The organism is Candidatus Baltobacteraceae bacterium (genome assembly GCA_036489885.1).
In the GTDB taxonomy this organism is placed as follows: domain Bacteria; phylum Vulcanimicrobiota; class Vulcanimicrobiia; order Vulcanimicrobiales; family Vulcanimicrobiaceae; genus JAFAMS01.
Genome location: DASXEW010000001.1, coordinates 954,105 through 978,904 on the forward strand (window position 1 = coordinate 954,105; position 24,800 = coordinate 978,904).

At 60.9% G+C, this 24,800-nt stretch carries 21 protein-coding genes, 3 tRNA genes and 1 other RNA gene; 9 read left to right on the forward strand and 16 right to left on the reverse strand.

The window, feature by feature from the left end; all coding sequences use genetic code 11:
- Positions 1–14: 14 nt before the first annotated feature.
- The 5 genes from VGG22_04450 to rdgB form a co-directional block, all read right to left on the reverse strand.
- On the reverse strand, positions 15–995 hold the full coding sequence (locus VGG22_04450; protein ID HEY1727611.1) for a hypothetical protein: 981 nt from the start codon (positions 993–995) through the stop codon (positions 15–17).
- Between the two features lie 81 nt (positions 996–1,076).
- Positions 1,077–1,153, reverse strand: a tRNA-His gene (locus VGG22_04455).
- 62 nt (positions 1,154–1,215) lie between these two features.
- Positions 1,216–1,291, reverse strand: a tRNA-Arg gene (locus VGG22_04460).
- A 9-nt stretch (positions 1,292–1,300) separates the two neighbouring features.
- A tRNA-Pro gene (locus VGG22_04465) sits at positions 1,301–1,377 on the reverse strand.
- Positions 1,378–1,913: 536 nt separating this feature from the next.
- On the reverse strand, positions 1,914–2,504 hold the full coding sequence (rdgB, locus tag VGG22_04470; GenBank protein ID HEY1727612.1) for an RdgB/HAM1 family non-canonical purine NTP pyrophosphatase: 591 nt from the start codon (positions 2,502–2,504) through the stop codon (positions 1,914–1,916).
- Between the two features lie 55 nt (positions 2,505–2,559).
- On the opposite strand from rdgB, the gene VGG22_04475 reads away from it, so the two are divergent.
- Positions 2,560–3,798: an FAD-dependent monooxygenase gene (locus VGG22_04475; GenBank protein HEY1727613.1), complete on the forward strand. Its 1,239-nt coding sequence runs from the start codon at positions 2,560–2,562 to the stop codon at positions 3,796–3,798.
- On the forward strand, positions 3,795–4,463 hold the full coding sequence (locus VGG22_04480; GenBank protein ID HEY1727614.1) for a DUF1345 domain-containing protein: 669 nt from the start codon (positions 3,795–3,797) through the stop codon (positions 4,461–4,463). Before VGG22_04475 ends, VGG22_04480 begins: the two co-directional genes overlap by 4 nt.
- Here the strand turns inward: VGG22_04480 and VGG22_04485 are convergent.
- The 8 genes from VGG22_04485 to ffs all read right to left on the reverse strand — a co-directional run bounded on the left by VGG22_04485 (position 4,452) and on the right by ffs (position 10,354).
- The gene (locus tag VGG22_04485) at positions 4,452–4,772 is read right to left on the reverse strand and encodes an NIPSNAP family protein (GenBank protein HEY1727615.1); all 321 of its coding nucleotides are present in this window, start codon (positions 4,770–4,772) and stop codon (positions 4,452–4,454) included. The two genes, VGG22_04480 and VGG22_04485, sit on opposite strands and share 12 nt — an antisense overlap.
- Position 4,773: 1 nt before the next feature.
- A complete protein-coding gene (locus VGG22_04490; protein HEY1727616.1) occupies positions 4,774–5,475 on the reverse strand; it encodes a winged helix-turn-helix domain-containing protein in 702 nt (233 codons plus the stop codon).
- A 68-nt stretch (positions 5,476–5,543) separates the two neighbouring features.
- A complete protein-coding gene (locus VGG22_04495) occupies positions 5,544–6,407 on the reverse strand; it encodes a hypothetical protein (GenBank protein HEY1727617.1) in 864 nt (287 codons plus the stop codon).
- A complete protein-coding gene (locus tag VGG22_04500) occupies positions 6,404–7,606 on the reverse strand; it encodes an ATP-grasp domain-containing protein (GenBank protein ID HEY1727618.1) in 1,203 nt (400 codons plus the stop codon). The genes VGG22_04495 and VGG22_04500 overlap by 4 nt, the downstream gene beginning before the upstream one ends.
- 4 nt (positions 7,607–7,610) lie before the next feature.
- Entirely contained in the window at positions 7,611–9,437 is a 1,827-nt protein-coding gene (gene lepA, locus VGG22_04505; GenBank protein HEY1727619.1) for a translation elongation factor 4, read from the reverse strand.
- Positions 9,419–9,694: a YggT family protein gene (locus VGG22_04510; protein HEY1727620.1), complete on the reverse strand. Its 276-nt coding sequence runs from the start codon at positions 9,692–9,694 to the stop codon at positions 9,419–9,421. Before VGG22_04510 ends, lepA begins: the two co-directional genes overlap by 19 nt.
- An 11-nt stretch (positions 9,695–9,705) precedes the next feature.
- Entirely contained in the window at positions 9,706–10,176 is a 471-nt protein-coding gene (locus tag VGG22_04515) for a DUF4446 family protein (protein HEY1727621.1), read from the reverse strand.
- A 79-nt stretch (positions 10,177–10,255) separates the two neighbouring features.
- An RNA gene (ffs, locus tag VGG22_04520) (signal recognition particle sRNA small type) lies at positions 10,256–10,354 on the reverse strand.
- Between the two features lie 123 nt (positions 10,355–10,477).
- Here ffs and VGG22_04525 point away from each other — a divergent pair.
- From VGG22_04525 to VGG22_04555, 7 genes are all read left to right on the forward strand, one after another.
- Complete coding sequence (locus tag VGG22_04525) at positions 10,478–12,454, forward strand: M3 family metallopeptidase (protein HEY1727622.1); 1,977 nt, start codon at positions 10,478–10,480, stop codon at positions 12,452–12,454.
- Positions 12,455–12,523: 69 nt separating this feature from the next.
- Complete coding sequence (gene hppD, locus VGG22_04530; GenBank protein HEY1727623.1) at positions 12,524–13,639, forward strand: 4-hydroxyphenylpyruvate dioxygenase; 1,116 nt, start codon at positions 12,524–12,526, stop codon at positions 13,637–13,639.
- A 14-nt stretch (positions 13,640–13,653) separates the two neighbouring features.
- Entirely contained in the window at positions 13,654–14,562 is a 909-nt protein-coding gene (gene deoC, locus VGG22_04535) for a deoxyribose-phosphate aldolase (GenBank protein HEY1727624.1), read from the forward strand.
- A 1-nt stretch (position 14,563) separates the two neighbouring features.
- A complete protein-coding gene (locus VGG22_04540) occupies positions 14,564–16,009 on the forward strand; it encodes an aldehyde dehydrogenase family protein (GenBank protein HEY1727625.1) in 1,446 nt (481 codons plus the stop codon).
- Between the two features lie 142 nt (positions 16,010–16,151).
- Positions 16,152–17,843 (forward strand): EAL domain-containing protein, encoded by a 1,692-nt coding sequence (locus VGG22_04545; protein ID HEY1727626.1) that lies wholly within the window; start codon positions 16,152–16,154, stop codon positions 17,841–17,843.
- Between the two features lie 9 nt (positions 17,844–17,852).
- Positions 17,853–19,130, forward strand: a complete 1,278-nt coding sequence (locus tag VGG22_04550) for an SUMF1/EgtB/PvdO family nonheme iron enzyme (protein ID HEY1727627.1) — start codon at positions 17,853–17,855, stop codon at positions 19,128–19,130.
- A 6-nt stretch (positions 19,131–19,136) separates the two neighbouring features.
- Complete coding sequence (locus VGG22_04555) at positions 19,137–20,030, forward strand: cobalamin-binding protein (GenBank protein HEY1727628.1); 894 nt, start codon at positions 19,137–19,139, stop codon at positions 20,028–20,030.
- On the opposite strand, the gene VGG22_04560 is transcribed toward VGG22_04555, so the two are convergent.
- From VGG22_04560 to VGG22_04570, 3 genes are read right to left on the reverse strand one after another with little or no spacing between them, the layout of a single operon-like run.
- Positions 20,027–20,311, reverse strand: a complete 285-nt coding sequence (locus tag VGG22_04560; GenBank protein HEY1727629.1) for a hypothetical protein — start codon at positions 20,309–20,311, stop codon at positions 20,027–20,029. The two genes, VGG22_04555 and VGG22_04560, sit on opposite strands and share 4 nt — an antisense overlap.
- A gap of 28 nt (positions 20,312–20,339) precedes the next feature.
- Positions 20,340–21,569: an NADP-dependent isocitrate dehydrogenase gene (locus tag VGG22_04565; GenBank protein ID HEY1727630.1), complete on the reverse strand. Its 1,230-nt coding sequence runs from the start codon at positions 21,567–21,569 to the stop codon at positions 20,340–20,342.
- Between the two features lie 58 nt (positions 21,570–21,627).
- Positions 21,628–24,780, reverse strand: a complete 3,153-nt coding sequence (locus VGG22_04570; GenBank protein ID HEY1727631.1) for a diguanylate cyclase — start codon at positions 24,778–24,780, stop codon at positions 21,628–21,630.
- Positions 24,781–24,800: the final 20 nt, after the last annotated feature.

Sequence of the window (24,800 nt, forward strand, 5' to 3'; positions counted from 1 at the left end):
CGAAGTTGTCGAGACTATGACTCTTTCGTAAAGTCGGGTGGAACTCCGAAGATCGATTTATCCGTGTCGCTCACCGGATGAACGTTGCCGCGCTCGATGATCGTTGCGAAGGCGCGACCTTGGCTGTTCCGGCCTTGGAATTGGTAGACGGAGAACATATCGAGCCGACCGCTCGGCAATGGTGGGCCGCTCGACGTCATTGTGAACCGCTGATCACCGCTGGGCGTACGCATCGCTTCGTTGATCATGTGCGTCATGTTGGCGTTCGATGCCATTGCGGCCATCGGTCCGCCCATCCCGGGCATTCCCGACATCGCCATCCGGCCGGCCGGACACGACTGCGACGGTTGTCCGTAAGACGAGACGTACTGAGTGAGGTTCGTCTGCATCGTTTGCGACGAGCCGTCTGATTTCGTTATTGTGATCGTCATTGCGGCTTTGTAGCCGTCGGTGTTGACGCCGTCGATCGGTTTCTGTCCGAGCGCTTGCGACGTGTACGCGATCTTAAAGCGCGTTCCGTCGTCTTGCATGGGTGAACCGGAGCCTTCCGGTCTGCCGCCTGAATGCGTCGCCGTCTGCGGCTGGTCCATCGAGACGACGCGATACGTCTTCTTCGCGAGATCCAGATACATGATCGTCCGCGCGCTACAGTCGACGATCGTTGCAGTTTGTGCCGCGAGATTGTCGGTACGCGAGAGATTGCCGGCGACAAAGTGTCGTTCCGCCATGCCGGTTTTCATCGACTGCGCCATCGTCATCGCGGAATTGATCTGTGCCGACATCCCACCGAACATTCCGCCGTGCTGCTGCTGCGGTGCAGGTTGCGATGCAGTTTGCCAGTCTTGCGCAAAACTCGGCTCCGGCACGGTTCCGTCCATCGAAAACTTCGTGACTTGATCCCACGCAAGACCGCTTGCGGCGGCGCTCGGTTCGGTTGTTACCGTGAATCCGAAACAAAGTGCGAACAACGCGACAAGAGCAACTGAACGACGCATACGCCTCTCCTTACGAGGCGCGGCCCTTACGGCCGCGCTCGCCGCCTTCCTGGCGACCGGGCGCACAGCATCGGAAGAAATTGGGGTGGCTGACCGGATTTGAACCGGCGGCCTCCTAAGTCACAGTCAGGCGCTCTAACCAGCTGAGCTACAACCACCACAAGTGTGCGCGACCCGGACGGCCCTTTTTCGAGTTGCGCGAATATGACCCTTGAGAGATTGGCGCGCCCGGAGGGAATCGAACCCCCATCTCTCAGCTTAGAAGGCTGATGCCTTATCCGTTAGACCACGGGCGCACGGATAAATGGTCGGGACGACAGGAATTAAACCTGCGACCTCTCGGACCCAAACCGAGCGCTCTATCAAGCTGAGCTACGTCCCGATGCCTCCGCAGTTTCTTTTGTATCCTTGTTTCTACTTCACGTCAATGGAAGGTCCGGTTTTTTGCGCGTCCGCGCAACTGGCCTCTACCCGAAGCGCTCTCCGGTTCTTAAACCACGCCAATTCACGCGATGTCTTCCTGCGATGACAATTCGAGCAACGGACGACGCACTTGTCCATCTCCGCCTGAAGGCGCGATATCGGGAAACCTGCGGAAATTAGCCGGCTAACCGCACAGTATTTCGAGCCGCGAACGTGATCGAAAATCGAGAACTACCGGATCCGACTCTCCGCAATCGACGTACGGATGCGTCAAGAGATAGGCGACGATGTAATCCCGATTCCGCTCTTTTACAATATTCACGTTGACACGCTCGGCAACATCGCGCTAGTATTCCGCGCGACTTGTTCTTCCAAGCAAACTCCTGTAGTGGCTTAAAGTCTTTGCAATTTGAACATCGTTGCACCTTACGTCGATACTAACGCGCGAAAGTGCCATCAGTCTGACACCGCATAGATTAGAATATTGTTGCCAAATTATTTTCGAAGCATTTCCATCAATCGCTCTACGGCTTTTGCACGGTGACTGATCTTGTTCTTCTCCGCATCAGAGATCTCGCCGTACGTTGCGTGTTCTGATGGATCGTAGAAGATCGGATCGTAACCGAAACCAAGTTGGCCCCGCTCATCGTGTGAGAGCTCACCGTCCGTCACGCCTTCCGCAATCGATTCGCGTCCTTCCGCATCGATGAAGCACAGAGCGCACACAAACCGTGCGCGGCGATCGCCGGAGCCGCTTTCCGCAACTTCGCGTAAGATCGACGCGCGCCGCTGCGCCCATGTTGCGTTGGGTCCGCCATAGCGCGCGGAATACACGCCTGGCCGGTCACCAAGCGCAGCGATCTCGAGTCCAGAATCATCGGCGATCACGTCACCGCGGACGCCGGTCGCAGCAAGCTGGTCGTGCAACGCGCGCGCCTTGATCGCAGCGTTGCCGGCGTACGTATCAGCCGTCTCTTCGGGCTCCGCATATTCAGAAAACGTCAAGATGTCGACACCGTGCGCGGAAAAAAGCTCCCTCAGCTCCGTTAGTTTGCCTGAATTTTTTGTCGCCGCGAAAAGTCGCATCGCGACGCAAGCGTTGTGCGCACAGGTTCGCCGCTCCCGCGGAGAAGATGCGCGCGTGCGCTTCTTCGACGTCGTCGTCGTCGGTGCTGGCCCGGCGGGACTCCTTGCCGGTCTTCTTCTGACGCGCAGCCGCGCGCACGTCGCGATCTTCGAATCCGGTCCGTCGTTTGAACGCGCCTATCGCGGCGAAACGCTCACGCCGGGCACGCAACAGATTTTCGAAGATATCGGGCTGCGCGAGCGCGTTTGGGATCTCGGTGGCGGCGATCCGGCCGGCATTTCGCTCATCCTGCGCGGACGCGTGTACGACATCGATCTCATCGGTGAAGGCGGTAAACGCATACGGCAAGTTCCGCAAGCCGCACTTCTCGGTCTTCTCGCCGAGGAAGCGCGCAACGCCGGTGCGCTCGTCGAGCTCAGCTCGCGCGTGCGCGGCGTCGTCATGGACAGGAACCGCGTTGCGGGCATCACGATCCTCCACGAAGGGCGCGAAGAACAAATTGGTGCGCGGATCGTCATCGCGGCCGACGGCCGGTTCTCGATCGCACGAAAAGATGCGGGTATCGCGCTGCGCAGTACAAGCGTCCCATTTGATTTGCTCTGGGCCTCGGGGCGCGGCGAAGGCCGTCGCGTACAAGTCGTCGTCGAAGGTGGCGAAGTCTTCGTCGCTTTTCCTACGACCGCGCACGGCGCGCAAATCGGGTGGCTCATACCGAAGGGATCCTATGCGGAGATGCGTGCCCGTGGAATCGACAGGCTGCGCGAGCGTTTCACGCGCGCCCTTGCCCTAGCCCCACAACAAATAGAGCCGAAGATCGAGGGCTTCAACGATCTCGCTCTGTTGCCGATCGTCTCGCAAATCGCGCGGCGCTGGACCGTGCCGGGTCTGCTTCTGATCGGAGACGCCGCTCATCCGATGTCGCCGGTTGGCGGTCAGGGCATCAACATCGCGATTGCCGATGCGGTCGTCGCGGCGCGCACGATTGCAACCATCGTTCGTGAAGGCGATGGCGACAAGCGTCTCGACGACGCGCTGCGTAGTGTCGAGCGCGAGCGGATGCCGGCCGTCGAGCGCGTCGCACGGCAACAAAATCTGCTCCCGCAGCTCCTGCGTTTGTTCGGGGCCGAACGCAGTCTCGGGATCCTCGCGCCATACGCGCAGCGGATTTCGAAGAACAGAACGATCCCCGCGCCGATCCGAGCCATGGTCGAACGCTTCATGCTGGGAGATCCTCCGGTTCGCGCCAATCATGGTCCTTGGATGACGACACCCGTCCCAACCAAGTTTCTATGAACGAGACCATCCGCATTTGGACGCCCTGGCACGCTCGCGGCGTCGTTCTTGCGATGGCGCTCATCGCCGGCGTCTGCACGAGCACTTTTGCGCCTGGCTGGATTCATGGAGCCGTGCGCGCGGTCCTCACGTACGACATTGCTGCGCTTGCGATCCTGATCGGCTATTTCATCTTTGCCTTTCGCGACGATCAGAACCGCACTCGACTTCGCGCTGCGCAGAACGATCCGGGGCGCAACATCGTCTTATCCATTACCGTCCTAAGCGCCGCGGCCGGTCTTGCCGGCGCGATCTCGATCCTCGGTAAGGGACCTAGCGTTCGGACGGCGGCTGAACTCGGATTCGCAATCGGCGTCGCGATCGGCGGTGCTGTTATCGGGTGGAGCCTGACGCACGCGACGTACGCGCTACGCTACGCGCATCTGTTTTATCGCGACGACGGGACGCCGTGCGACGGACTCACCTTTCCGGAAACGCCGGAACCCGACGACTATGACTTCCTCTACTTTTCGTTCGTCATTGGGATGACGTTCCAGGTCTCGGACGTTCAAGTCAACGATCCAGGAATTCGCCGGATGGTCCTCGCGCACGGCATCGTTTCATTCGCCTACAATACGGCGATTTTGGCGCTCGGGATCAACCTGATCTCAAACCTACTGCACTAAGTCTTTCTCCACGCGTCGCAAGAACGTTCGTTCCTCGGCCAAAATAAGCTGTTCGCTCTCGGCAAAGCGGAAATTCTTCATGCCTTCATCGTCACCGCGTAAGCGCGCACGATACGCTTCATAATCCGCTAAGTTGTCGAACGAGATCAAACCGAACGCGATATTGTTGGTGCCTTCGTGCGGCATCCAGTAACCGTCAACACGACCGCCGCATTTTGGGATGATCGTCAACCAGTTGCGCGCGTACTCTTCGAATTTGTCGCGCTTGAACGGGTCGACTTGATACCGAATGAAAACCGTGATTGCCACGCTAGTCCTCCGAGCTGGGAGAAAGATCGATATCGAACAGCTCTTTGAGCGCGCTCGCGCCGCGAGGCGTCACGGTCAGCGCACGGCTGTTGCGCTTGCGCTCGACCCATCCTCGCTCGAGCGCTGCGTCACCAAGTGCAGAACCGGCTAAGCCCGCTACGTGCGGGCGCCGCTCGCTCCAATCCAAGCAAGGACGGCAGACAACGCGCCGCCCACGCCCTTCGGCCAGCTTGATTTCCAGCCGGCGGAACAATGTCGCACCGTCGTCCGTCAACGTGCCCGCAGCGTCAGAGAACACAATCGCACCGCGTGCCACAAGCACGTCCGTCAGTTGAACGCCGAGGCGGCCCGCGAGATGATCGTAGCAAAAGCGCGCTGCGGCCAAGTCGCGCGCTACACGGCGCTCCGATGGATGGCGCGGCGCGCGCGCGGGCGCAAGTGCCATCAATGACTCGAGCGCGTTCGCGATGTATGGCGACGCGATGCGATAATAGCGGCTGCGCCCTTGCGCAAGCACGGTGAGGAGATGCCCGCTCACGAGTCTCTGCAAATGTGAACTCGCCGTTGAGGCGCTGACGTGCGCGAAATACGCGAGCTCGCGTCCCGTCCAAGCGCGGCCGTCCATTAAGGCCTCGAGCAAAGTGGCGCGTGACGGATCGCCGACCAAGCGTCCGATCTCGTCCAACCGCGGTATGTTTTCCACATCCGACGGCTTCGCAAGACCACCATCACTTCCCGGGACGCTTCGATCCCGGTCGAACGGTCACGGCCCTAGGTGCGCGCTGCTATGCGGTCTTCCGCCAAGACCGGCTCGATCGCGCCTGCGATCTCTCCGATGGCGTCAACGACCGTTACCCCGGCGTCGCGAAGCATCCTACGCTTCTTGGAAGCTGAGACCGGTGCGGTCGCGTCTCCGCAAATGAGCGCGACGACCGGCTTGCGCAGCAATCCCGTTCCGGCGCGGCGCGCGATCTCTTCTTCATCTCCGGTTCCGCCCTGTCCGAATATTACGATCGCTTGCGTATCCGGATCGATCTCAAAGGCTTCAAGCATCGGGACGAACATTGTCCCAATGGGCGCTTCGTCGCTGAGCGCGATCACAGTGCTTTGACCGATCTCGCACATCGTGAGCGTCCGCGCGATCTCGCACGCGATTCCGCCACTGCGTGAAACGATACCAACCGGTCCCGCGCGGAAAATCAGCTCGGGCTGTTGTCCGCCGATCGGACCGATCTTGGCTTTGCCGGGCGAGATAATTCCGGACGTTCCCGGTCCGAAGACGCGAATTCCGCGTGCGCGCGCGCGTTCGAGCACAAAAGCTGTATCGTGATACGGCATGTCCGACGCGAGAATTGCGATCTGGCGGATGTCATGGCCGATGGCTTCAAGGGCGGCATCGCGCGCGAGGTTTCCGGGTGAAAAGATCACTCCGAACGTCGCGGGCTGCTCGCGAAGAGCTCCGCGCACGCTTTCGTAGACATTGATGCCGTCGAACTGCTCTCCGCCGTGCCCGCTTGCGACAGCGGCGACGACGTTAGCGCCGTAAGCGCGCATATAGGCGACGTAGGTTCGCGCTTCGCGCGACGTCGCACCCTGTACCAGTACACGCGTTTGCGCGTCGAGAATGATGCTCATGCTGCCTCCGAACGCGCGACGAGTCGCTCGATAGCGACCTCAAACGGCGTTTGCGCGTCGTAGAATTCGATCTCGGGTAAGCTACCCGCAATCGCCCGCGCTTCTGCAATCCGTGCGCCGTCGAAGCGCAGCATCACGGGTGTTCTGCGCGGATCGATTCCGGCGTCGACGAGCCCCTGGAGAAACGCGCCGACCTGAACGTCAACGGGCGCGAAGTCGTCGATCTCACCGCACGCCGCGATCCCGCGCAGACCGGGACGCGCAGCGACCGCAGCCGTAGCCTCGCGCACTTTGTTCAACAATTGATCGCGGCCAACGTCCAGAACCGCGGCCGGCCTCTTGTTCTTTCGGTGCAGCACGTCGAGCGCATAGTTACGGGCACCGGCGCCGCTCACGATGAGGGCGACGTCACCATCGTGTTCGACGAACCAAAGCGGCGGCCCACCGTGCCGGCGGTCGATCGCAATCATCTCACGCTCGAGCGGGGTGCGTACGCGTCCGGCGTTCGTGGCTTCGGGGTCGATCAAATCGTGAAGCTTCGGATGGCGGTTGAGCGCGACCTCATCGACGACCAGCACCGCAGTCGGCACGATGATCGAGCGCTCCGCCGTGACCATCAAGGGATTGATCTCGAGCAGCGTCGCGTCGTAGCTGACAAAGACGTCGTACATCGCGCGCAGGACGGGGACGAACGCGTTCGATTCCGTCGCGCCGAATCCAAGATCTTCGGCAATCTCACGCGCTAGGTATTCGGGCATCCCGACTGCGCGTTCGAGCTTGCGCCGAATGAGCGCGCCGGGATCGCGTTCGCGCACTTCGGACAAATCGATTCCGCCCAGCGGCGATGCGACCAGCGACGGCATCCCGTCGGACTCGTCGGCTTCAAATGCAACGAAAACTTCCCACTCGGCTTCGATCAAGCGCACGACCATCAAGCGGTCCACGCGGAACCGCAGGACGTCTTTGCCCAGAAGGTCCGCTGCGATCGTCTGCGCCTCGCTTACCGAGCGGGCAACGCGGACCGCGCCGGCCCGGCCGCGGCCGCCGGTTGGGATCAGCGCTTTGATGACGGCCGTTCCCCCGAAACGGGTCGTGGCCGCAGCCGCCTCTTCCGGACTGAGGACCACGGCGAAGTCTGGGACCGTCACGCCGTGTTCGGAAAGTATGCGCAGGGCGTCGTGCTCGAGGAGTCTGGCCATAACCCTAGGTTTCGTCCAGACGCAGTACCGCCATGAATGCTTCTTGCGGTAAATCGACCCGGCCGATGCGTTTCATCCGTTCCTTACCAGCTTTTTGCTTTTCTAGGAGCTTGCGCTTGCGAGTTATGTCGCCCCCATAGCACTTCGCGAGGACGTTCTTGCGCATGGCACTGACCGTCTCGCGGGCGACGATCTTTCCGCCGATCGCGGCCTGAATCGGAACGTCGAACATTTGACGGGGGATGAGCTCCTTGAGACGCTCGGTAAGCGCCCGGCCGCGCGCGGCGGCTTTTTCGCGCGCCACGATCATTGAAAGCGCGTCGACAGGTTCGGCGTTGAGCAAGATCTCGAGCTTGACGAGCTCGCCTTCCTTGTAGCCGGTCACCTCATAATCGAGTGACGCATATCCCTTCGAGCGGCTCTTGAGCTGATCGAAATAATCGACGATCACTTCGGAGAGCGGCATCTCGTAGGTGATGATCACGCGTCCGTCATGCAGATACTCCATGTTGCCCATCGCACCGCGGCGATTTTGCGAGAGCTCCATAATCGTGCCCACATACTCGGGAGGCGTGATGATGGTGGCTTTGACGTACGGCTCCTCGACTTTATCAATGAAGTTCGGAGCCGGCAAGCGCGACGGATTATCGATGATCTCGACATTGCCGTCCGTCAGCGTCACACGATACACAACCGATGGTGACGTCGCGATTAGGTCGAGATTGTAGTTGCGTTCGAGCCGCTCTTGCACGATCTCCATGTGCAAGAGTCCGAGAAAGCCACAACGGAAGCCGAAGCCGAGCGCAACGGAGCTTTCCGGCTCGAAAACGAGCGCGGCGTCGTTGAGCTTCAGCTTTTCGAGCGCGTCACGCAGATCGGAGACCTCGACGCCTTCATTTGGATAGAGCCCGCAGTACACCATCGGAACCGCCGGCTTGTACGCCCGCACAGGTTCCGGAGCCGGGTTGTCGGCCTCGGTGATCGTGTCGCCGACGTCGATGTCACCGAGCGTCTTGATGTTGGCGATCACGTAGCCGACGCTGCCGATCCCGAGCTCGTCGATCTTGCGCATCTCGGGTGCGAACACGCCGACCTCAACGCATTCGAAGACGTATTTATGCGCCATCGACATGAAGCGGGTGCCCGCGCGCAACGAGCCGTCGAAGACGCGTCCGTACGCGACTACCCCGCGGTACGAATCGAAGCGCGCATCGAACACGAGCGCGCGCAGATAGTCGCTGGTACCGGTGGGCGGCGGAATGCGCTTTACGATCGCTTCCAATATCTCTGAGATGCCGATGCCTTCTTTGGCGCTGCACAGAATTGCATCGGAGCGATCGATCACGAGCAAATCCTCGATCTCGCCCATGATGCGGTCCGGATCGGCGGAGGGCAAGTCGATCTTGTTGATTACCGGGATGATCGTGAGGTTCTGCTCGAGCGCCAAGTGATAGTTGGCGAGCGTTTGTGCCTCGATCCCCTGGGCCGCATCGATGACGAGCAGCGCGCCTTCGCAGGCGCCGAGCGAGCGCGAAACTTCGGATGAGAAATCGACATGGCCCGGCGTGTCGATGAAGTTTAGTGCGTACGCATTCCCGTCGGAGGCATCGTAATTGAGGGTGACCGGGTGCGCCTTGATCGTGATCCCGCGTTCACGCTCAAGATCCATCGCATCGAGCAGCTGCTCGGACATGTCGCGTTTCTCGACGGCGTGCGTGAATTCGAGAAGACGATCCGAAAGGGTCGTCTTCCCGTGGTCGATATGCGCGATGATGCAAAAGTTGCGGACCCGCTCCGCAACAGGCCCGCTATTTAGCCGCCGAACATGCACGCGCTAAACAAGTTTTGACGGACGATCGTCCCGTTGACGACCTGAATGACGAGCAGCACGATAAGGAACGCGAGATCGAAGCCGCCCGCCGGAGGAATCAAACGCCGCACGGGAACCAGCACCGGTTCCACGAGCATGGCCAGATAATCGGACCAGCGCCCGCGGATCGACGGAATCCAGGAGACCACAGCATAGGCGATCAGGATCAGCGAGTATACCTGGAGTATGTCGCTGACGATTCTCCAAACTTCACACATATCGTCTCTCGTTACACCGTTCGTCTTCCAAAAGTGTCGTTTGTCGCGGCACGCGCCGCATCGATAGCGGCCCGTTCTTCACGGGAGGCGTCCACGACCGAAGCGTACCCCTTCACGGCCTTGCCATACGTGCGCGTCTCTTCGCGCGAATAAATACTCGTCAGAACGACGCCATCGCCTTCGCCGTTGAGCAGCGCAAGCGCAAACGACAAATCGGAACCGACGTCGTCGAACGCATTGTAGCGGACGAATCCAACGCGTGCGACCTCGCTGCGCGCGATTCGTTCCAGCTCCGTCAGACGCTCTTCACCGCGGCGTTCGGCCGCGGTGACGTCTTCGACGGCCTTCTCCAAGCGGGAAATACGGTCGGTCGCACGGCTCGCGCCGCCGCCGATGAGCTCGTCATGGGCGTCGACGACATGGCGCAATGCACGCATGCCGCGGCCTACGACGGCAAAATGATAGACGGCAATCGCGACCAGCGCACCCGCGAATGCGCTCCACGCGCCAACGTATAAAGGTTGCGTAGAACCGAGCTCCTAATTCCTTCGTTGCCAGGACGAGGGCCAGGTAATCCGCGGCACACGACTTGTCCCGCTTACCGTTGCTGCCTTCCGGCCCTGGCGGGGTTCACAGGTTTCCGTTGCGCGAAGCCCGACCCTCGTCGAGGCTCCGAACATCCTATCATAGCCCAGGGAGGTCCGCTTGCTAGCTCGTTCAGTAGCATCATTACTACTCGCCATTGCCATCGGTGCTGTTGCTTCCGCGGCGCCTGCGGACAACGTGCGACTGCACGTGAAGTGGAATCTAAGCGCGGACGAAGTCAAAGGGAACTGTCTGCGTCAAATCGACGCCGCGAACAAGCGCGTCAACAAATTGATGGCGTCGCACGTTAAACCGACCGCGGACAACATTTTGGTTCCGCTCGAGAACATCACGGCAGACCTGGGCGATCGCACGGTTGCGGAGACCTTCCTTTTCAGCGTCTCGCCGGATTCCGCCGTCCGGGACGCCTCGCAAGCCTGCTCGGACTCGATCAATGCGTGGATTACGGAATTCAACTCGCGTCCTGAAGTCTATCGTGCCCTTGCCGCGATCAACGCCGGTCACACGGCGACGAGCCCGTATCAGACGAAGCTTCTCGAATACTATCTCGTCACATTCCGCCGTTCGGGCGCCGGGCTTGGACCAGCCGCACGGCAGAAGTTCGTCGCGCTATCGCAACAGCTTGGAAAACTCCAGAATAAGTTCGCTGCGAATCTGGCCAACGACAAGACGACAGTAACGATCACGCAAGATCAAGCCGCAGGCCTCGATACCGACTTCATGGCGCAGTTTACGAAGAACGCCGACGGTACGTATTCGGTTCCGGTCAACGAGTCGACCGTGACGCCGTTCTTGCGCACCGCGACCGATCCGGCCGCGCGCAAGATGTTCTATATCGCATACGAGCAGCGCGGCGGCAAAGCCAACGTTGAGCTTCTCCAGCAGGCGATCGCAATTCGCTATCAGCTGGCGCATCTGCTCGGCTACAAAGATTGGGCGACGTACCAGCTCTCGAACAAAATGGCCCAGAGCCCAGAGCGCGTCATCCATTTTCTGACGGACCTCGACAAGCGTTTGCTCGCGGGCGCCAATGCCGAGCTCGCAACGCTTGCCAAGCTGAAGTCCAAGGACACGGGCGCTGCGAACGCCTCGATCGACCCCTGGGATTTCACGTTCTACGACTCCCAACTGCGAAAAACGAAATATTCCGTCGATGCCGACGAGATCAAAGCGTACTTCCCGGTCCAGCACACGATTGATACCGTTCTTGCAATCTATTCGAAGCTGCTCGGCGTCACGTACACGAAAGGCGCCGACGATGCGTGGCTCCGCACGCCCTCAGTCTTGCATTATCGCGTAAGCGATACGAAGACCGGGCGATTCATCGGTGACTCGTATTTCGATCTCTATCCCCGGCCCGGCAAATACGATCACTTCGCGAATTTTCCACTGCTCCCGAACCGCGTGCTGCCGGATGGACGGACGCAGGCGCCGCTCTCGGTGATCGTCGGGAACTGGCCCGTCGCGGCTCCCGGAAAGCCCGCGCTCCTTTCGCACGACGACGTTGAGACGTTCTTCCACGAGTTCGGCCACAACATGGCCGCAATGCTCGCGACGGCGCCCTACGAAACGCTCTCCGGCGGATTCCGCCAAGACTTCGTCGAGGCACCCTCCCAAATGCTCGAAAATTGGGTCTGGCAGCCCTCGATCCTCAAGCAGCTTTCGAGCCGCTACGACACCGGCGCACCGATGCCGGATGCCTTGATCAAGAAGCTGATTGCATCACGCTACGTCGATCAAAATTATGCCTACACGCGGCAAGCGTTTTACGCTCTCGTCGACATGAAGTACCACACGCTCGGCGAGCACGTTGACACGACGAAAGTTTGGGCGGACTTGCTTCCAAAGACGACGCCCTCCGCGTTTGTCCCCGGAACGTATCCGGAAGCCGGCTTCGGTCACCTCATGGGCGGCTACGACGCCGGATACTACGGGTATCTCTGGTCGAAGGTGTACGCGCAGGATATGTTCACGCGCTTCCAGCGTCAAGGACTCGAGAGCCCGATTGCCGGCGCGGCGTATCGTGCCGACATCTTGGCGCCCGCGCAAACCTACGAACCGGACCAAGAGGTAACAAAATTCCTCGGCCGCCCAATGAGTCCGGATGCTTTTTACGCCTCTCTCGGTCTCAAACCGGCAGCCACACAGCACTAGCCCGGGCCCAAGCTGCATACAACCTGCGCCGCGAGCGGTGCGTTGTAGGCATTGGGGAAAGAGGGCTTCATGAGCACGGCAGCTGCGCCGGCGTCGCGCGCCTTGCGCGAGATGGCGTTCGATCACGTTGAGCACTACGTCGGCAACGCGTTGCAGGCGGCCTACTATTATTGTGCGGCGTTCGGCTTCGAGGTCGTGGCGTACGCAGGCCCGGAAACCGGACTTGCGGACCGCTCATCGTACGTGCTGCGGCAACGCGACTTATGCTTTGTCGTGACGTCATCGCTGCGTAACGACGGTGATGTCGCGGCGCACGTCGCGCGGCACGGTGACGGCATTCGCGATGTTGCGTTGACCGTTTCGGATGCGCGTGCCGCGTTTTCGACGGCCGTCGCAGGGGGTGCCAAAGTGATTCGCGAGCCCAAGGAAGTCAAAGACGCGAGCGGCACCGCCGTCCTCGCGTCGATCGCCACGTACGGCGACGTCATTCATACGTTCGTCGAGCGGCGCGAGTACCAGGGCGCGTTCTTGCCGGGCTATGTCGGGCACTCGCTCGCGGTCCGTCCATCCGCGGAAGTCGGGTTCTCGCACATCGATCACTGCGTCGGCAACGTCGGCTGGGGTGAGATGGAAACGTGGGTGCAGTATTACGAGCGCGTCTTCGGATTCTCGCAGCTGATCGGATTCGACGAACAAGATATTTCGACTGAGTTTACGGCGCTGCGTTCCAAAGTGATGACCGACGAGCGCCGGATCGTGAAATTTCCGATCAACGAGCCGGCCGAAGGCCGTAAGAAATCGCAGATCGAGGAGTTCCTCGAATATTACGACGGCCCGGGCGTGCAGCATATCGCAATTGCGACCGACGACATCGTTCGTACGGTGCGGGCCTTACGCGCAAACGGCGTCGAGCTGCTCGATACGCCGAGCACATACTATGATGAGCTCGAGGCGCGTGTCGGTCACATCCAGGAAGCGACCTCGGTGCTTCGCGAGCTGAACATCCTGGTCGACCGCGACGACGTTGGCTACATGCTCCAGATATTTACCAAGCCGGTCGAGACCCGGCCAACGCTATTTTTCGAAATCATCCAGCGCAAGGGAAGTCTCTCATTTGGGAAGGGGAACTTCAAAGCGCTCTTCGTAGCGATCGAACGCGAGCAGGAGCGGCGCGGGACCCTCTAACAAGGGCGTCAGCGATGCTGACCGTCTCAGTGCTCCCGTCCGAGAGTCCGAGTATTGACGCCGTCATGCTCGAATCGCGTGCCGCGCAGTTTGCAAAGCGTTCGATCAAGGCTGCGACAAAGCAGGCCGGTATCGAGCTCGCGATCGCGTGCATGGATCTTACAACGCTCGAGGGCCGTGACTCGCCGGGTCGCGTACGCTCGATGTGCGCCAAGGCGCTCTCGCCGGCACCCGGCGTCCGCAGCGTCGCGGCCGTATGCGTGTATCCGAATTTGGTAGCGACCGCGAAATCCGTCCTTGCCGGAACCAGCGTCAAGATCGCATCGGTCGCCACTGCATTTCCGAGCGGCCTTTCGTCGCTGGACGTCAAGCTCGAGGACACGCAAGCCGCCATCGACTCGGGCGCCGATGAAATCGACATGGTGATCGATCGCGGCGCGTTTCTGTCCGGGGACGAGCGTCGCGTGTTTGACGAGATCGTCGAGGTCAAGCGCGTTTGCGCTGCCGCCGCACGACCCGTGCACCTTAAAGCGATTCTCGAAACCGGCGAGCTCGGCTCGTACGACGCGATTCGGCGCGCCAGTGATCTGGCACTTAGCGCCGGGGCCGATTTCATCAAGACCTCGACCGGCAAGATCGGCACCTCGGCGACGTTGCCTGTCGCGCTGTGCATGGCCGAAGCGTTACGCGACTTCGAGAGCCGAACCGGCGAGCTGCGGGGTTTGAAGGTGGCCGGAGGAATTCGAACCTCAAAATCAGCGCTCGCCTATTTCGTGTTGCTCAAAGAGACGCTCGACGACCGCTGGCTTTCGCCCGATCTGTTCCGCATCGGAGCGTCTGCCTTGCTCGACGACCTGTTGATGCAACGCGAGAAAGAGCTCACAGGTCACTACGCTGGCATCGACTACTACACGCGAGACTGAAGTGGCGACGATTAATTTCGAGTACGCTCCCGCACCCGAATCGACGGCCCCCGTCAAGCTGCGCCGGCGTTACGAACACTTTATCGGCGGCGAATGGCGTAAGCCGGCCGACGGCAAGTATTTCGACAGCATCAGTCCGTCAACCGAAGAGAAACTGGCTGAGATCGCCTACGGTTCTCCCGAAGACATCGCGGAAGCCGTCGCGGCCGCGCGCCGAGGCTACGAAAAATACTGGCGCAAACTCCCCGCGAAAGAACGAGCCAAATATTTATACCGGATCGCGCGGGCGATAACCGAACGGTCACGCGAGCTGGCAGTCCTCGAGACGATCGACGGCGGGAAACCGATCAAAGAATCACGCGATTTCGACATCCCGCAGGCCGCCTCGCACTTCTTCTATCACGCCGGTTGGGCCGACAAGCTTCGCTACGCGCTGCCGGGTTCGCCGAACGCCGAAGCCCTAGGTGTCGTCGGCGCAATAGTGCCGTGGAATTTCCCGCTGCTCATGGCCGCGTGGAAAATTGCTCCGGCCCTCGCGTGTGGGAATACGATCGTGCTGAAACCCGCGGAGACGACGCCGCTCACCGCTCTTCTTCTCGCAGATATTTGCATCGAAGCCGACCTTCCGCCCGGTGTGGTCAATATCGTGACCGGCGACGGCGCGACCGGCGCCGCCTTGGTCGCGAGCGACGTCGATAAGCTTGCGTTCACAGGCTCGACCGAAGTCGGACGGCAGATTCGGCGCGCGGCGGCGGGCTCGAAGAAGCGGCTGACGCTGGAATTGGGTGGTAAGGCCGCGCAGATCGTGTTTGCCGATGCGTCGCTCGACCAGGCCGTCGAGGGGATCGTTGCGGGAATTTACTTCAATCAGGGACATGTTTGCTGCGCGGGGTCGCGGTTGCTGGTTCAGGAGAACGTTCACGACGAGATCACGCGCCGCTTGCGAAGGCGCATCGCGACTTTGCGACTCGGGGATCCGCTCGACAAGAACACCGATATCGGTGCGATCAATTCGCGGGCGCAGCTCGAAAAGATTCGTGAGCTGGTGCAGAGCGGCGTCGACGAAGGTGGTGAGCTCGTGCAAGCTCCGTGTGCGTTGCCGGAGCGAGGGTTTTGGTTCGCGCCCAGCTTCTTCACCGGCGTGGCGCCGAGTTTTCGCATCGCGCGTGAAGAGATTTTCGGGCCTGTACTTTCCGTGCTGACATTCCGCACCGCCGACGAGGCAATTGAAAAAGCGAACAACACCCCGTACGGGCTTTCGGCCGGCGTTTGGACTGACAAGGGATCGAAGAACATGTACGTCGCGCAGCGCTTGCGCGCAGGCGTAGTGTGGTGCAACACGTTTAACCAATTCGATCCGAGTTCACCGTTCGGTGGATACCGCGAATCCGGCTTTGGTCGCGAGGGTGGCTGGCTCGGCCTACGCGAATACTTGAGCCATCGCTAGCAAGAAACGTCGTGTCGTCAAGAAACGCTCGGCTACGAAAGCTCGAGCGAATTTTGTCGCGTCCGATACATTACGCATTCGTGAGCTTCTTCTAGCGGCGGCGGTTACGACCGAGTCTGCCGACGAGCACATCGCGCACACGGTGACGCTGGGTTGCCGTTTGCTCGGATGCGATGCCGGCGCGGTGTTCGAGCTCGACCGCGCAACGTCGGACGATGCGATCTCGGAACGCTTGTGCCGTCTCGCGCTCGCGAGTGACGGCGCGCTCGCACTCGACGATCTTCGTGGTCTCGACTACCTCAGCGAAGACGGCGAGAAAACTCAGTACCGGTCTTACATCGGCGCGCCGATCAACGTGCGCGGCAGCGTCGTTGGAACCCTTAACTTCGTTTCGAAAGCGGCACGCAAGCCGGGCTTTAGTGAGACGGACCGGGATCTTGCGCAGTTGATCAGCGCCCTTGTCGGAAACACGATCGACCGGCGGCGCGCCCACGAGCGGCTGCATCGCCTTGCCTACTTCGACACGCTCACGGGATTGCCGAATCGCGTTCAGTACGTCGAGCGCTTGGCCGAGGCCGTCGCGCAGATCGCCACCAGCGGTAACAGTCGAAAGCTGGCGGTCATCTTTCTCGATCTCGACGACTTCAAAGAAATCAACGATACCTTCGGGCACATGCGTGGGGACGCCGTGCTCTCGGTCGTCGGAGAACGCCTTCGACTGCGCGTCGGTGCTCGAGGGACCGTCGCGCGCATGGGCGGTGACGAATTCGCAATTGTGCTGACGGACGAACGCGAGCTGGCCAACATGGAGGTCTTCACCGAGTCGATTCGCACCGCGATCGACACGCCGATCATCATCGGCGGCTACGAGCAGTATGCTACGGCAAGTCTCGGCGTCTCGATCTATCCCGATGACGGCGGCGACGGCGAGACGTTGCTCAAGCACGCCGACGTCGCGATGTATCGCGCCAAAGAAAAAGGCCGCAACTTCGTTCAGTTTTACACGCCGGTTCTCAATGCGGCGATGACGACGCGCCTGCAGCAAGAGAAAGCCTTGCGTAAGGCGCTTTCGCGCGGCGAGTTCCTTGTCTACTACCAGCCGCAGTACGAGCTTGCCACCGGCCGTCTCTTTGGCCTCGAAGCGCTGGTCCGCTGGCGTCATCCCAAGCTCGGCTTGATTCGTCCCGACCTCTTCATTCCGAATGCAGAGTCCAGCTCGGTCATCGTCTTAATCGGCGAGCTCGTGATGGAAACGGCGTGCCGGCAAGTGGTCGCGTGGCAGGCGCGTGGCCTTCCGAAACTGCGCATATCCGTCAACCTTTCCGCGCGCCAGTTCCACGAGACGGACTTGCTCAAACGCGCAAAGACCGTGCTGGACGCGACCCGCCTGGATCCGGAGACGCTTGAATTCGAAATCACGGAATCCGTAGCGATGGGCGACGCCGAACGTTCGACCGAGATCATGAAGCGGCTACGCGACGTCGGGATCCGCTTCTCCGTCGATGATTTCGGTACGGGCTATTCATCGCTCGGATATCTCAAGCGCTTTCCGATCGACACGCTCAAGATCGACAAGTCGTTCGTGGCTGACGTCATTACGAAAAATGACGATGCAACGCTCGTCAAGACCGTCATTGCAATGGCGCACAACCTCAATCTCGACGTCTGCGCCGAGGGGACGGAGACCAAGGATCAGCTGGATTTTCTCGGTCGAAACTCGTGCGACCGGGTCCAGGGTTACTACTACTCCCGACCAGTCCCTCCAGAAGAGATCGAGCCGTTCATTGTTGCAGCACTCGCAGAAACCCAAGTGGTCCCCGCGAAAAACGGGTAAGCAGCCATCGTGACTACGACGCTTGCGCAGCCGCGCCTCGATCAGGGCGGATTTATCGACTGGTACCGCCGCAACCGCTTATGGTCGCGTTACCTGTTCGATCGAGTCCAGCCGCACGCGTATCTATCACGTCCCATCCCGTTGCGTCACCCGCCCCTCTTTTACGAAGGGCATCTGCCGGGGTTTTCGTTCAATAAACTCGCCTACGAGACGTTCGGACGGCCGCCGATCGATCTTGCACTGCAAACACTGTTCGAGCGCGGAATCGATCCGAGCGACGCCGCGGCCGCTGCAGCAGCATCGCGCGCAGCCTGGCCGTCGCGTGTGCAGGTGTGGGAGTTCGGCGCGAAGTGCGATGCTGCCGTCGAAGATATCCTGTGCAACGAACCGATGGACGTCAAGGGCGATCTGCGCAAGGAACGCGCACATACGGTGTGGACGATTCTCGAACACGAGCCGATGCATCACGAAACGTTTTCATACATCTTGCATCGCATGCCGCTCGAGGATAAGGTCCGTCCCGACAATTATGCGCAACCGCGTGACGCCGAGCATCCTCCTGCGCGCCGTGTTGAAATCCCAGCCGGCGTTGCGACGCTTGGCGCCCGGCGGAGTGAGGTCGCATTCGGGTGGGACAACGAGTTCGAAGAACATCGTGTCGAGGTACCTCGGTTTGAGTGCGACGTCTATCCCGTTACGAATCGTGGGTGGATGGCGTTCGTGCGGGATGGTGGGCCGGTGCCCTCGTTCTGGGTCGAGGCCGGCGGCGGCTTCAAACTTCTCACCGCGTGGGCCGTTCTACCGATGCTCGAGGCGGCGCCGGTCTGGGTGAGCAGCGAACAGGCTCGCCAATACGCGTCCTGGGCAGGCCGCCGTGTCATGAGCGAGCCGGAATTTCATCGCGCTGCTTTCGGAACGCCACAGGCCGAGGAGCAATCGTATCCGTGGGGCGAGGCAGCTCCGACGCGCGCGCACGGCAATTTCGATTTTCAAAGTTGGGACGTCGCGCCGGCTGGTTCATATCCCGCGGGGACGAGCGCGTTCGGTGTCGCCGAGTTGATCGGCAATGGGTGGGAACACACCTCGACGCCGTTCACGCCGTTTGAAGGCTTCGAGCCGCACCCGTCCTACCCGCAGTACTCGGCCGACTTCTTCGACGGCAAACACTACGTCGTCAAGGGCGCTTCGCCGGTGACGACGATCGCACACATTCGCCGCAGCTTCCGGAATTGGTACTACGGCGATTATCCGTATCTGTACGCAAAATTCCGGACGGTAAACGACTAGCACTCCGTGCGCATCGTTAGCCTGCTCCCGAGCGCGACGGAGATCTGCTTCGGCCTGGGTCTCGGCGAACAGGTCGTCGGCGTAACGCACGAGTGCGATTTCCCACCGGAGGCGCTCGCAAAGCCGAAGCTGACGCGAACGACGCTGCCCGAATCACTCCAGACGGGCCCTGGGCGTTCGGGCTCAATCGATCGGCACGTGCGCGCCAACGTTCATGCAGGCTCGAGTCTGTACGCGCTCGACAGCGAGCTGCTCGAACGGCTCGAGCCCGACTTGATCATCACGCAAGAGTTGTGCGCGGTTTGCGCCGTCTCATATGACATCGTGGCGGGCGCTGCAAAACGCTTGCGCAGCGATCCGCGCGTGATCTCTCTCGAGCCCGCGAGTCTCGAAGATGTCTTCGGAACGATCGAGACGGTCGCAGACATCTGTGGCGTCGCGGAACGTGCGCCCGCAGTGCTTGCGAATTTACGATCGCGCGTCGCAGCGCTGCGCACGACGACGAGCGTGCTGTACCATCCGCGCACGTTGCTGCTGGAGTGGCCCGATCCGCCGATGAATGCCGGACATTGGATTCCCGACATCATCGAGCTTGCGGGCGGAAAACCCGTACTGGCAAATGCGGGAGGCAACTCGCAAAAGCTCGAGTGGGACGCGATTGCGGAAACCGACCCGGACGTTGTCTTCGTCGCGCCGTGCGGTTACGATCTTCCGGCCGCGAGAGATGCGATCCGTGAGCTCGACGTGTATCCCGCGTGGCGTGCATTGCGCGCCGTTCGCGAAAGACGCGTCTTCGCAGTCGACGGGAATGCGTACGTCAGTCGCCCCGGACCACGTCTCGTCGAAAGTGCGGAGATATTAGCGCGCGCGCTGCACGGCGACGCGCTCGCGCGCGTTTAGCCGGCGCGGCGAAGTGTCAGATGCTGACGGCTCTTCAGTTCGTGAAAATACGCCGAGTAAGCTCGGAACCAGCGGTCGAGGAGGTCGGTATCGTCGGCATCGAGCTCGATCTCGGCGCTCCGGGCCGTGACATGCAGCAACTCGAGGATCCGGCGGTTCGATAGGCGGCCGAATTTATACATCCCGGCGCGAAACGCGCATTCGAACGCGTCCTCATGAATGACGCGCTCGACTTCGTCTCGGTACACGCCCTGCAGTTCAGGGCCCCGGCGAGTAGCCATCAGGCAGACATTTTACCACAGTTCGGGCTCAAGCGGACCCAACGAGCGCCATCCTCCGCTGTAATTCCGTGTCAATTTCGTTAAGAAACTGCTGCGTATTGAGGAAAGGCTGGTCCGGACCAATGAGAATCGCGAGGTCCTTGGTCATCTTTCCGGTCTCAACCAAGTCGACGCACACACGTTCGAGAGTCTCGGCAAATCGGATCACGTCGGGCGTCTCGTCCATCTTGCCGCGGTACGTCAAGCCTTGCGTCCAGGCATAGATCGACGCGATGGGATTGGTCGACGTTTCCTTGCCCGCTTGATGTAAGCGATAATGCCGCGTGACCGTGCCGTGCGCGGCCTCGGCCTCAACGGTTTTGCCGTCGGGCGTCATCAGAACCGAAGTCATCAGCCCGAGCGAACCGTAACCTTGCGCGACCGTATCGGACTGCACGTCGCCGTCGTAGTTCTTGCATGCCCAGACAATCTTGCCGTGCCACTTCAACACCGAGGCGACCATGTCATCAATGAGCCGGTGCTCGTACGTCAGACCCGCGGCGTCGAACTTGCCTTTGAATTCGGTGTTGAAAATCTCTTCGAAGAGATTTTTGAAGCGGCCGTCATACGTTTTGAGAATCGTATTCTTGGTGGAGAGATAGACCGGATATTTGCGGGCTAAGCCGTAGTTGAGACAGGCGCGTGCAAATCCGCGAATCGACTCATCCAGGTTGTACATCGAGAGCGCGACGCCGGGTTCGTTGAAAACAAACACTTCGCGTTCGATTGTTTGACTGCCGTCTTTCGGCTCGAAGCGCATCGTCAATTTTCCGGCACCCGGGATCAACATCTCCGTCGCACGGTACTGATCGCCGTAGCCGTGACGGCCGATGATGATCGGCTCCGTCCAGTTCGGGACGAGCTTCGGAATGTTGCGGCAAATGATCGGCTCGCGGAAGATCGTGCCGCCGAGTTCGTTACGGATCGTTCCGTTCGGTGAACGCCACATTTGTTTGAGGCCGAATTCCTTGACGCGTGCCTCGTCGGGGGTGATCGTCGCGCATTTTACGCCGACACCGTACTTCTTTATGGCGCGCGCCGCATCGAGCGTGACCTTGTCGTCGGTCTTATCGCGGTACTCGACCCCGAGGTCGTAGTACTCGAGGTTGACGTCGAGATACGGCTTGATCAAGCGCTCGCGGATCATCTCCCAGATGATGCGCGTCATCTCGTCCCCGTCGAGCTCGACGAGAGTAGTTTTGACCTTGATCTTTGCCACGCGAAAAGTAACCTCCGATAAGCGAACTCGCGCCTCTTCGCCCCGAGGTTGACTCTCCCTAGGCGAGGATCAGTGCTTCGGTGCTCTCCGCGGAGGCGTTCTTGCCTTCCGTAAGCGCGCGATGCGCGGCGCCTTCGAGCGCCATCGCACGACCCTCACGCGAGGCTCGCTCACGCGCCGTGCGGTCCATGCGCCGTTCGAGAATTTCTGAGAGGCGTGCAATCTCGCGGCGCTCACGTAGACTCCCGGCAATGCCGTGCGTGCGCCGCAGACTTTGTGCGAACGCCAAGAGTCGCGCCGCGGTCTCGTCCTGCTGAGCGTCGACCGCCATGCGGACGAAGAGCTCGAAGCAAGCAGCGAGGCGACCCGGGTGCGCGAACTCGCGCAGGGCCTCGAGTGCATCGCGCGCGTGCATCCGTCCGACGATCGAATCCGAGCGAAGCTCGATGCGTGCAAGCAGCAACGTCGTGAACGCAATGGATGCGTCGTCGTTGAACTCGTGGCACTGTGCGGCAGTGTCGTGAACGACTTCGATCGCATGGGTCTCGTCGTTGCGCTGGAGATTGACCTCGACGAGCTCGCTAACAACCTCGAGCATGATTGAGGCCGAACCACTCGCGCGGGATGCATCGAGCGCTTCAGTCAGGAGCGCGATCGCACGCGAGACATCGCTGTCTTGCTCCGCAACGATTCCCGACCAGCCGAGGAGCGCACGTGAGAGCGAACGCGCTTCGCCCGCGATCCGGAAGGCGTTGCTTGCGTGGTGATAGAGCGACCCAGCTTCGTCGAAACGCGCTCGGGCCTGACGCGCAAGTGCAAGCGCGAGCATGACGCGCGCGGTCTCCGCACCGTCATTGCTCGTTCCAGTTTCGGCGCGGAAGCGCTCGGCGAGATGCTCGAGCCGCTCGGCATCGGATCCCGCAGCCTGAATTTCGATCGCGGCTTCGAGGACGTCGAGTAAACGCCGTCGCGAGAGCCGGTCGCCTTGGCTGATCGCCAAATCCAAAAAGCGCGAGGCCGTACTGTTGCGTCCAGCCTCGATCCAGAAGAGCGCCATGCCGGCCGCGAGCGCGGCGCCACTCTCGACGTCTTCACCGTTGAGCGCGCCCTCAAGGATGGCGTCAACGTTCTCGCAGACCGCGGCATAGCGGTTGAATATCTCCGGCGACGCGCCGGCTTGCAGCTCGCTACGCAAGGCACTGACGACGCCGGCATAGTGCCGCGTCGCCGCCGCGCGCAGCGCAGTTGGCTCATCGAATTCCGCCAGCCGGACGCTGACATAGTCGGCGATGGTCGCGAGCAACCGGTATCGTCCGCTCTCGAGGTCGACTTGTACCAGCGATTTCTCAACCAGCTGAGTGAGAATCTCGAAGCTCGTTGGGCCATCGAAAGCCTCGCCGCCGGCAATCGCGCGAGCAGCTTCCTCATCAAAGGGGCCGCGAAGAATCGAGAGACGCGCGAGGAAGCGGCGCTCCGGCTCGCTCAGCATGTCGAAGCTCCACGCGATTCTATCGTGCAGATCGGTCGGCTGCGCAAGCGGCGAGCCGTGCTCCGCGAGCTGGTGCAGGCTCATGTTACGCAGGCGCATCGCCGCGAGCTCGATGCCCAGCGGCAGACAATCCACGCGCCCAACGACCTCGCGAACAATTGCGTCTTCTTCTGGACCTGGTGCGAATTGCGGACGCACATCGCGCGCTCGAGCTATGAAAAGCTTCGCGGCGTCGGCGAGCGGGAACGGTTCGAGCCGAATGCCGACTTCACCCGAGATCTCGAGTGGTTGACGCGAGGTCGTAACGATACGCGCATCATGACAGCGGCGCGTCACATTGGCGACGAGCGACTTGGCCGCGCCCAGCAGATGCTCGCAGGAATCGAGAATAATGAGCGCCGGCGATGCCGTGAGCGAGGCGAGTAACTCCTCGAGCGGATCCGCACCGGGAAGCCCCATCGCATGCGCAACTATTGCGGGCAAACGGTCGCCGTTGTTCTCCGCGCCGGCTTCGATCAACCACGCGCCACCCGGGAACGTGGGTAATGCTGCCTGAGCAGCCGCGATCGCGAGCCGTGTCTTCCCGACGCCTCCGGGACCGAGAATCGAGATGACTCCCGACGTCGGAAGCGCACGCGAAATCATCGCGAGCTCGCCTTCGCGTCCGACGAAGGACGTCGGCTGTCCCGGCAAGTTGCTGCGGCCTTCAAAGCGTCGACGTGCGGGGCGCGTCTCTCCGATGTATGTGCTCGACGCGGCGCGATTGCGTCCGTTCTCCTTGGCTCGATAGAGAGCGGCGTCAGACGTCGTGACCAGCGTTTGTGGAATGTCGTCAGTGTTCGCGAACAGCGTCGCGACGCCGGCGCTGATGCTGACGTGATCCAGCTCGGAACCGCGATGTACGATTCGCAGCTCTTCGACCTTCTTACACATCCGCTCGGCGACTTCGATCCCGCCCTGCTCGGGCGTGTTGGGAAGCAGTGCGACGAACTCCTCACCACCGTAGCGCGCCACCATGTCACCGCTGCGCGACACGCAGCTTATCAGCGCCTGTACGACCTGTTGGAGGCAGTGGTCGCCCGCCACGTGCCCGTACGAGTCGTTGTAAACTTTGAAATAGTCGACATCGACCATCACAAGCGAAAGCGGCTCGTGAGAACGAACCGCCCGTCGCCATTCATCGACCAATCGTTCATCGAACGCGCGACGATTGTAGGCGCCCGTGAGGGCATCGCGTGTCGCAAGGGCTTCGAGCCGCTCTTTCTCTTGCGAAAGCGTGACGTTGTAGATCGCGACCGCCATATAGCGCGCGCAGGTCTCGAGCAGCGTTACGTGCTCGGGCGTAAAGCGTTTCGCACCGCCGGCCAGCGTCAGGAACCCGAAGCAGTCGGGTCCGTAGCGCAGCGGAATGAAGAGGACAACGCGTTCATCCGCAATCGACCGGATCGTCGCGGCCTGCGAATCGAGATCGTCAACGTCGATCTCTTCGATGGCTTTACTTGGATCTTCGTCGCCCGCAACAAACGACCAGCGCACGTGCAGCTTGTTGCGTTCGCTCGCGACAATAGCAACAAAGTGCGCGCTAAACTGCGACGCGAGTAGATCACAAACACGCGAAAAGAGCACGTCCGGCGGCAACGCGGAGACGAGCATCTCGGCCGTGCGCCGGATGATCATTCTCTCGCGTAATAAACCGCCGGAGCGAACGGCGGTATCGGGCATGAGGGCGGCGTCCTTCTAGG

Coding starts and splice junctions, on each gene's coding strand:
- VGG22_04450 (HEY1727611.1), bottom strand. CDS start 995: ATGCGTCGTTCAGTTGCTCTTGTCGCGTTGTTCGCACTTTGTTTCGGA.
- rdgB (HEY1727612.1), bottom strand. CDS start 2,504: ATGCGACTTTTCGCGGCGACAAAAAATTCAGGCAAACTAACGGAGCTG.
- VGG22_04480 (HEY1727614.1), top strand. CDS start 3,795: ATGAACGAGACCATCCGCATTTGGACGCCCTGGCACGCTCGCGGCGTC.
- VGG22_04495 (HEY1727617.1), bottom strand. CDS start 6,407: ATGAGCATCATTCTCGACGCGCAAACGCGTGTACTGGTACAGGGTGCG.
- VGG22_04500 (HEY1727618.1), bottom strand. CDS start 7,606: ATGGCCAGACTCCTCGAGCACGACGCCCTGCGCATACTTTCCGAACAC.
- VGG22_04510 (HEY1727620.1), bottom strand. CDS start 9,694: ATGTGTGAAGTTTGGAGAATCGTCAGCGACATACTCCAGGTATACTCG.
- hppD (HEY1727623.1), top strand. CDS start 12,524: ATGAGCACGGCAGCTGCGCCGGCGTCGCGCGCCTTGCGCGAGATGGCG.
- deoC (HEY1727624.1), top strand. CDS start 13,654: ATGCTGACCGTCTCAGTGCTCCCGTCCGAGAGTCCGAGTATTGACGCC.
- VGG22_04560 (HEY1727629.1), bottom strand. CDS start 20,311: ATGGCTACTCGCCGGGGCCCTGAACTGCAGGGCGTGTACCGAGACGAA.
- VGG22_04570 (HEY1727631.1), bottom strand. CDS start 24,780: ATGCCCGATACCGCCGTTCGCTCCGGCGGTTTATTACGCGAGAGAATG.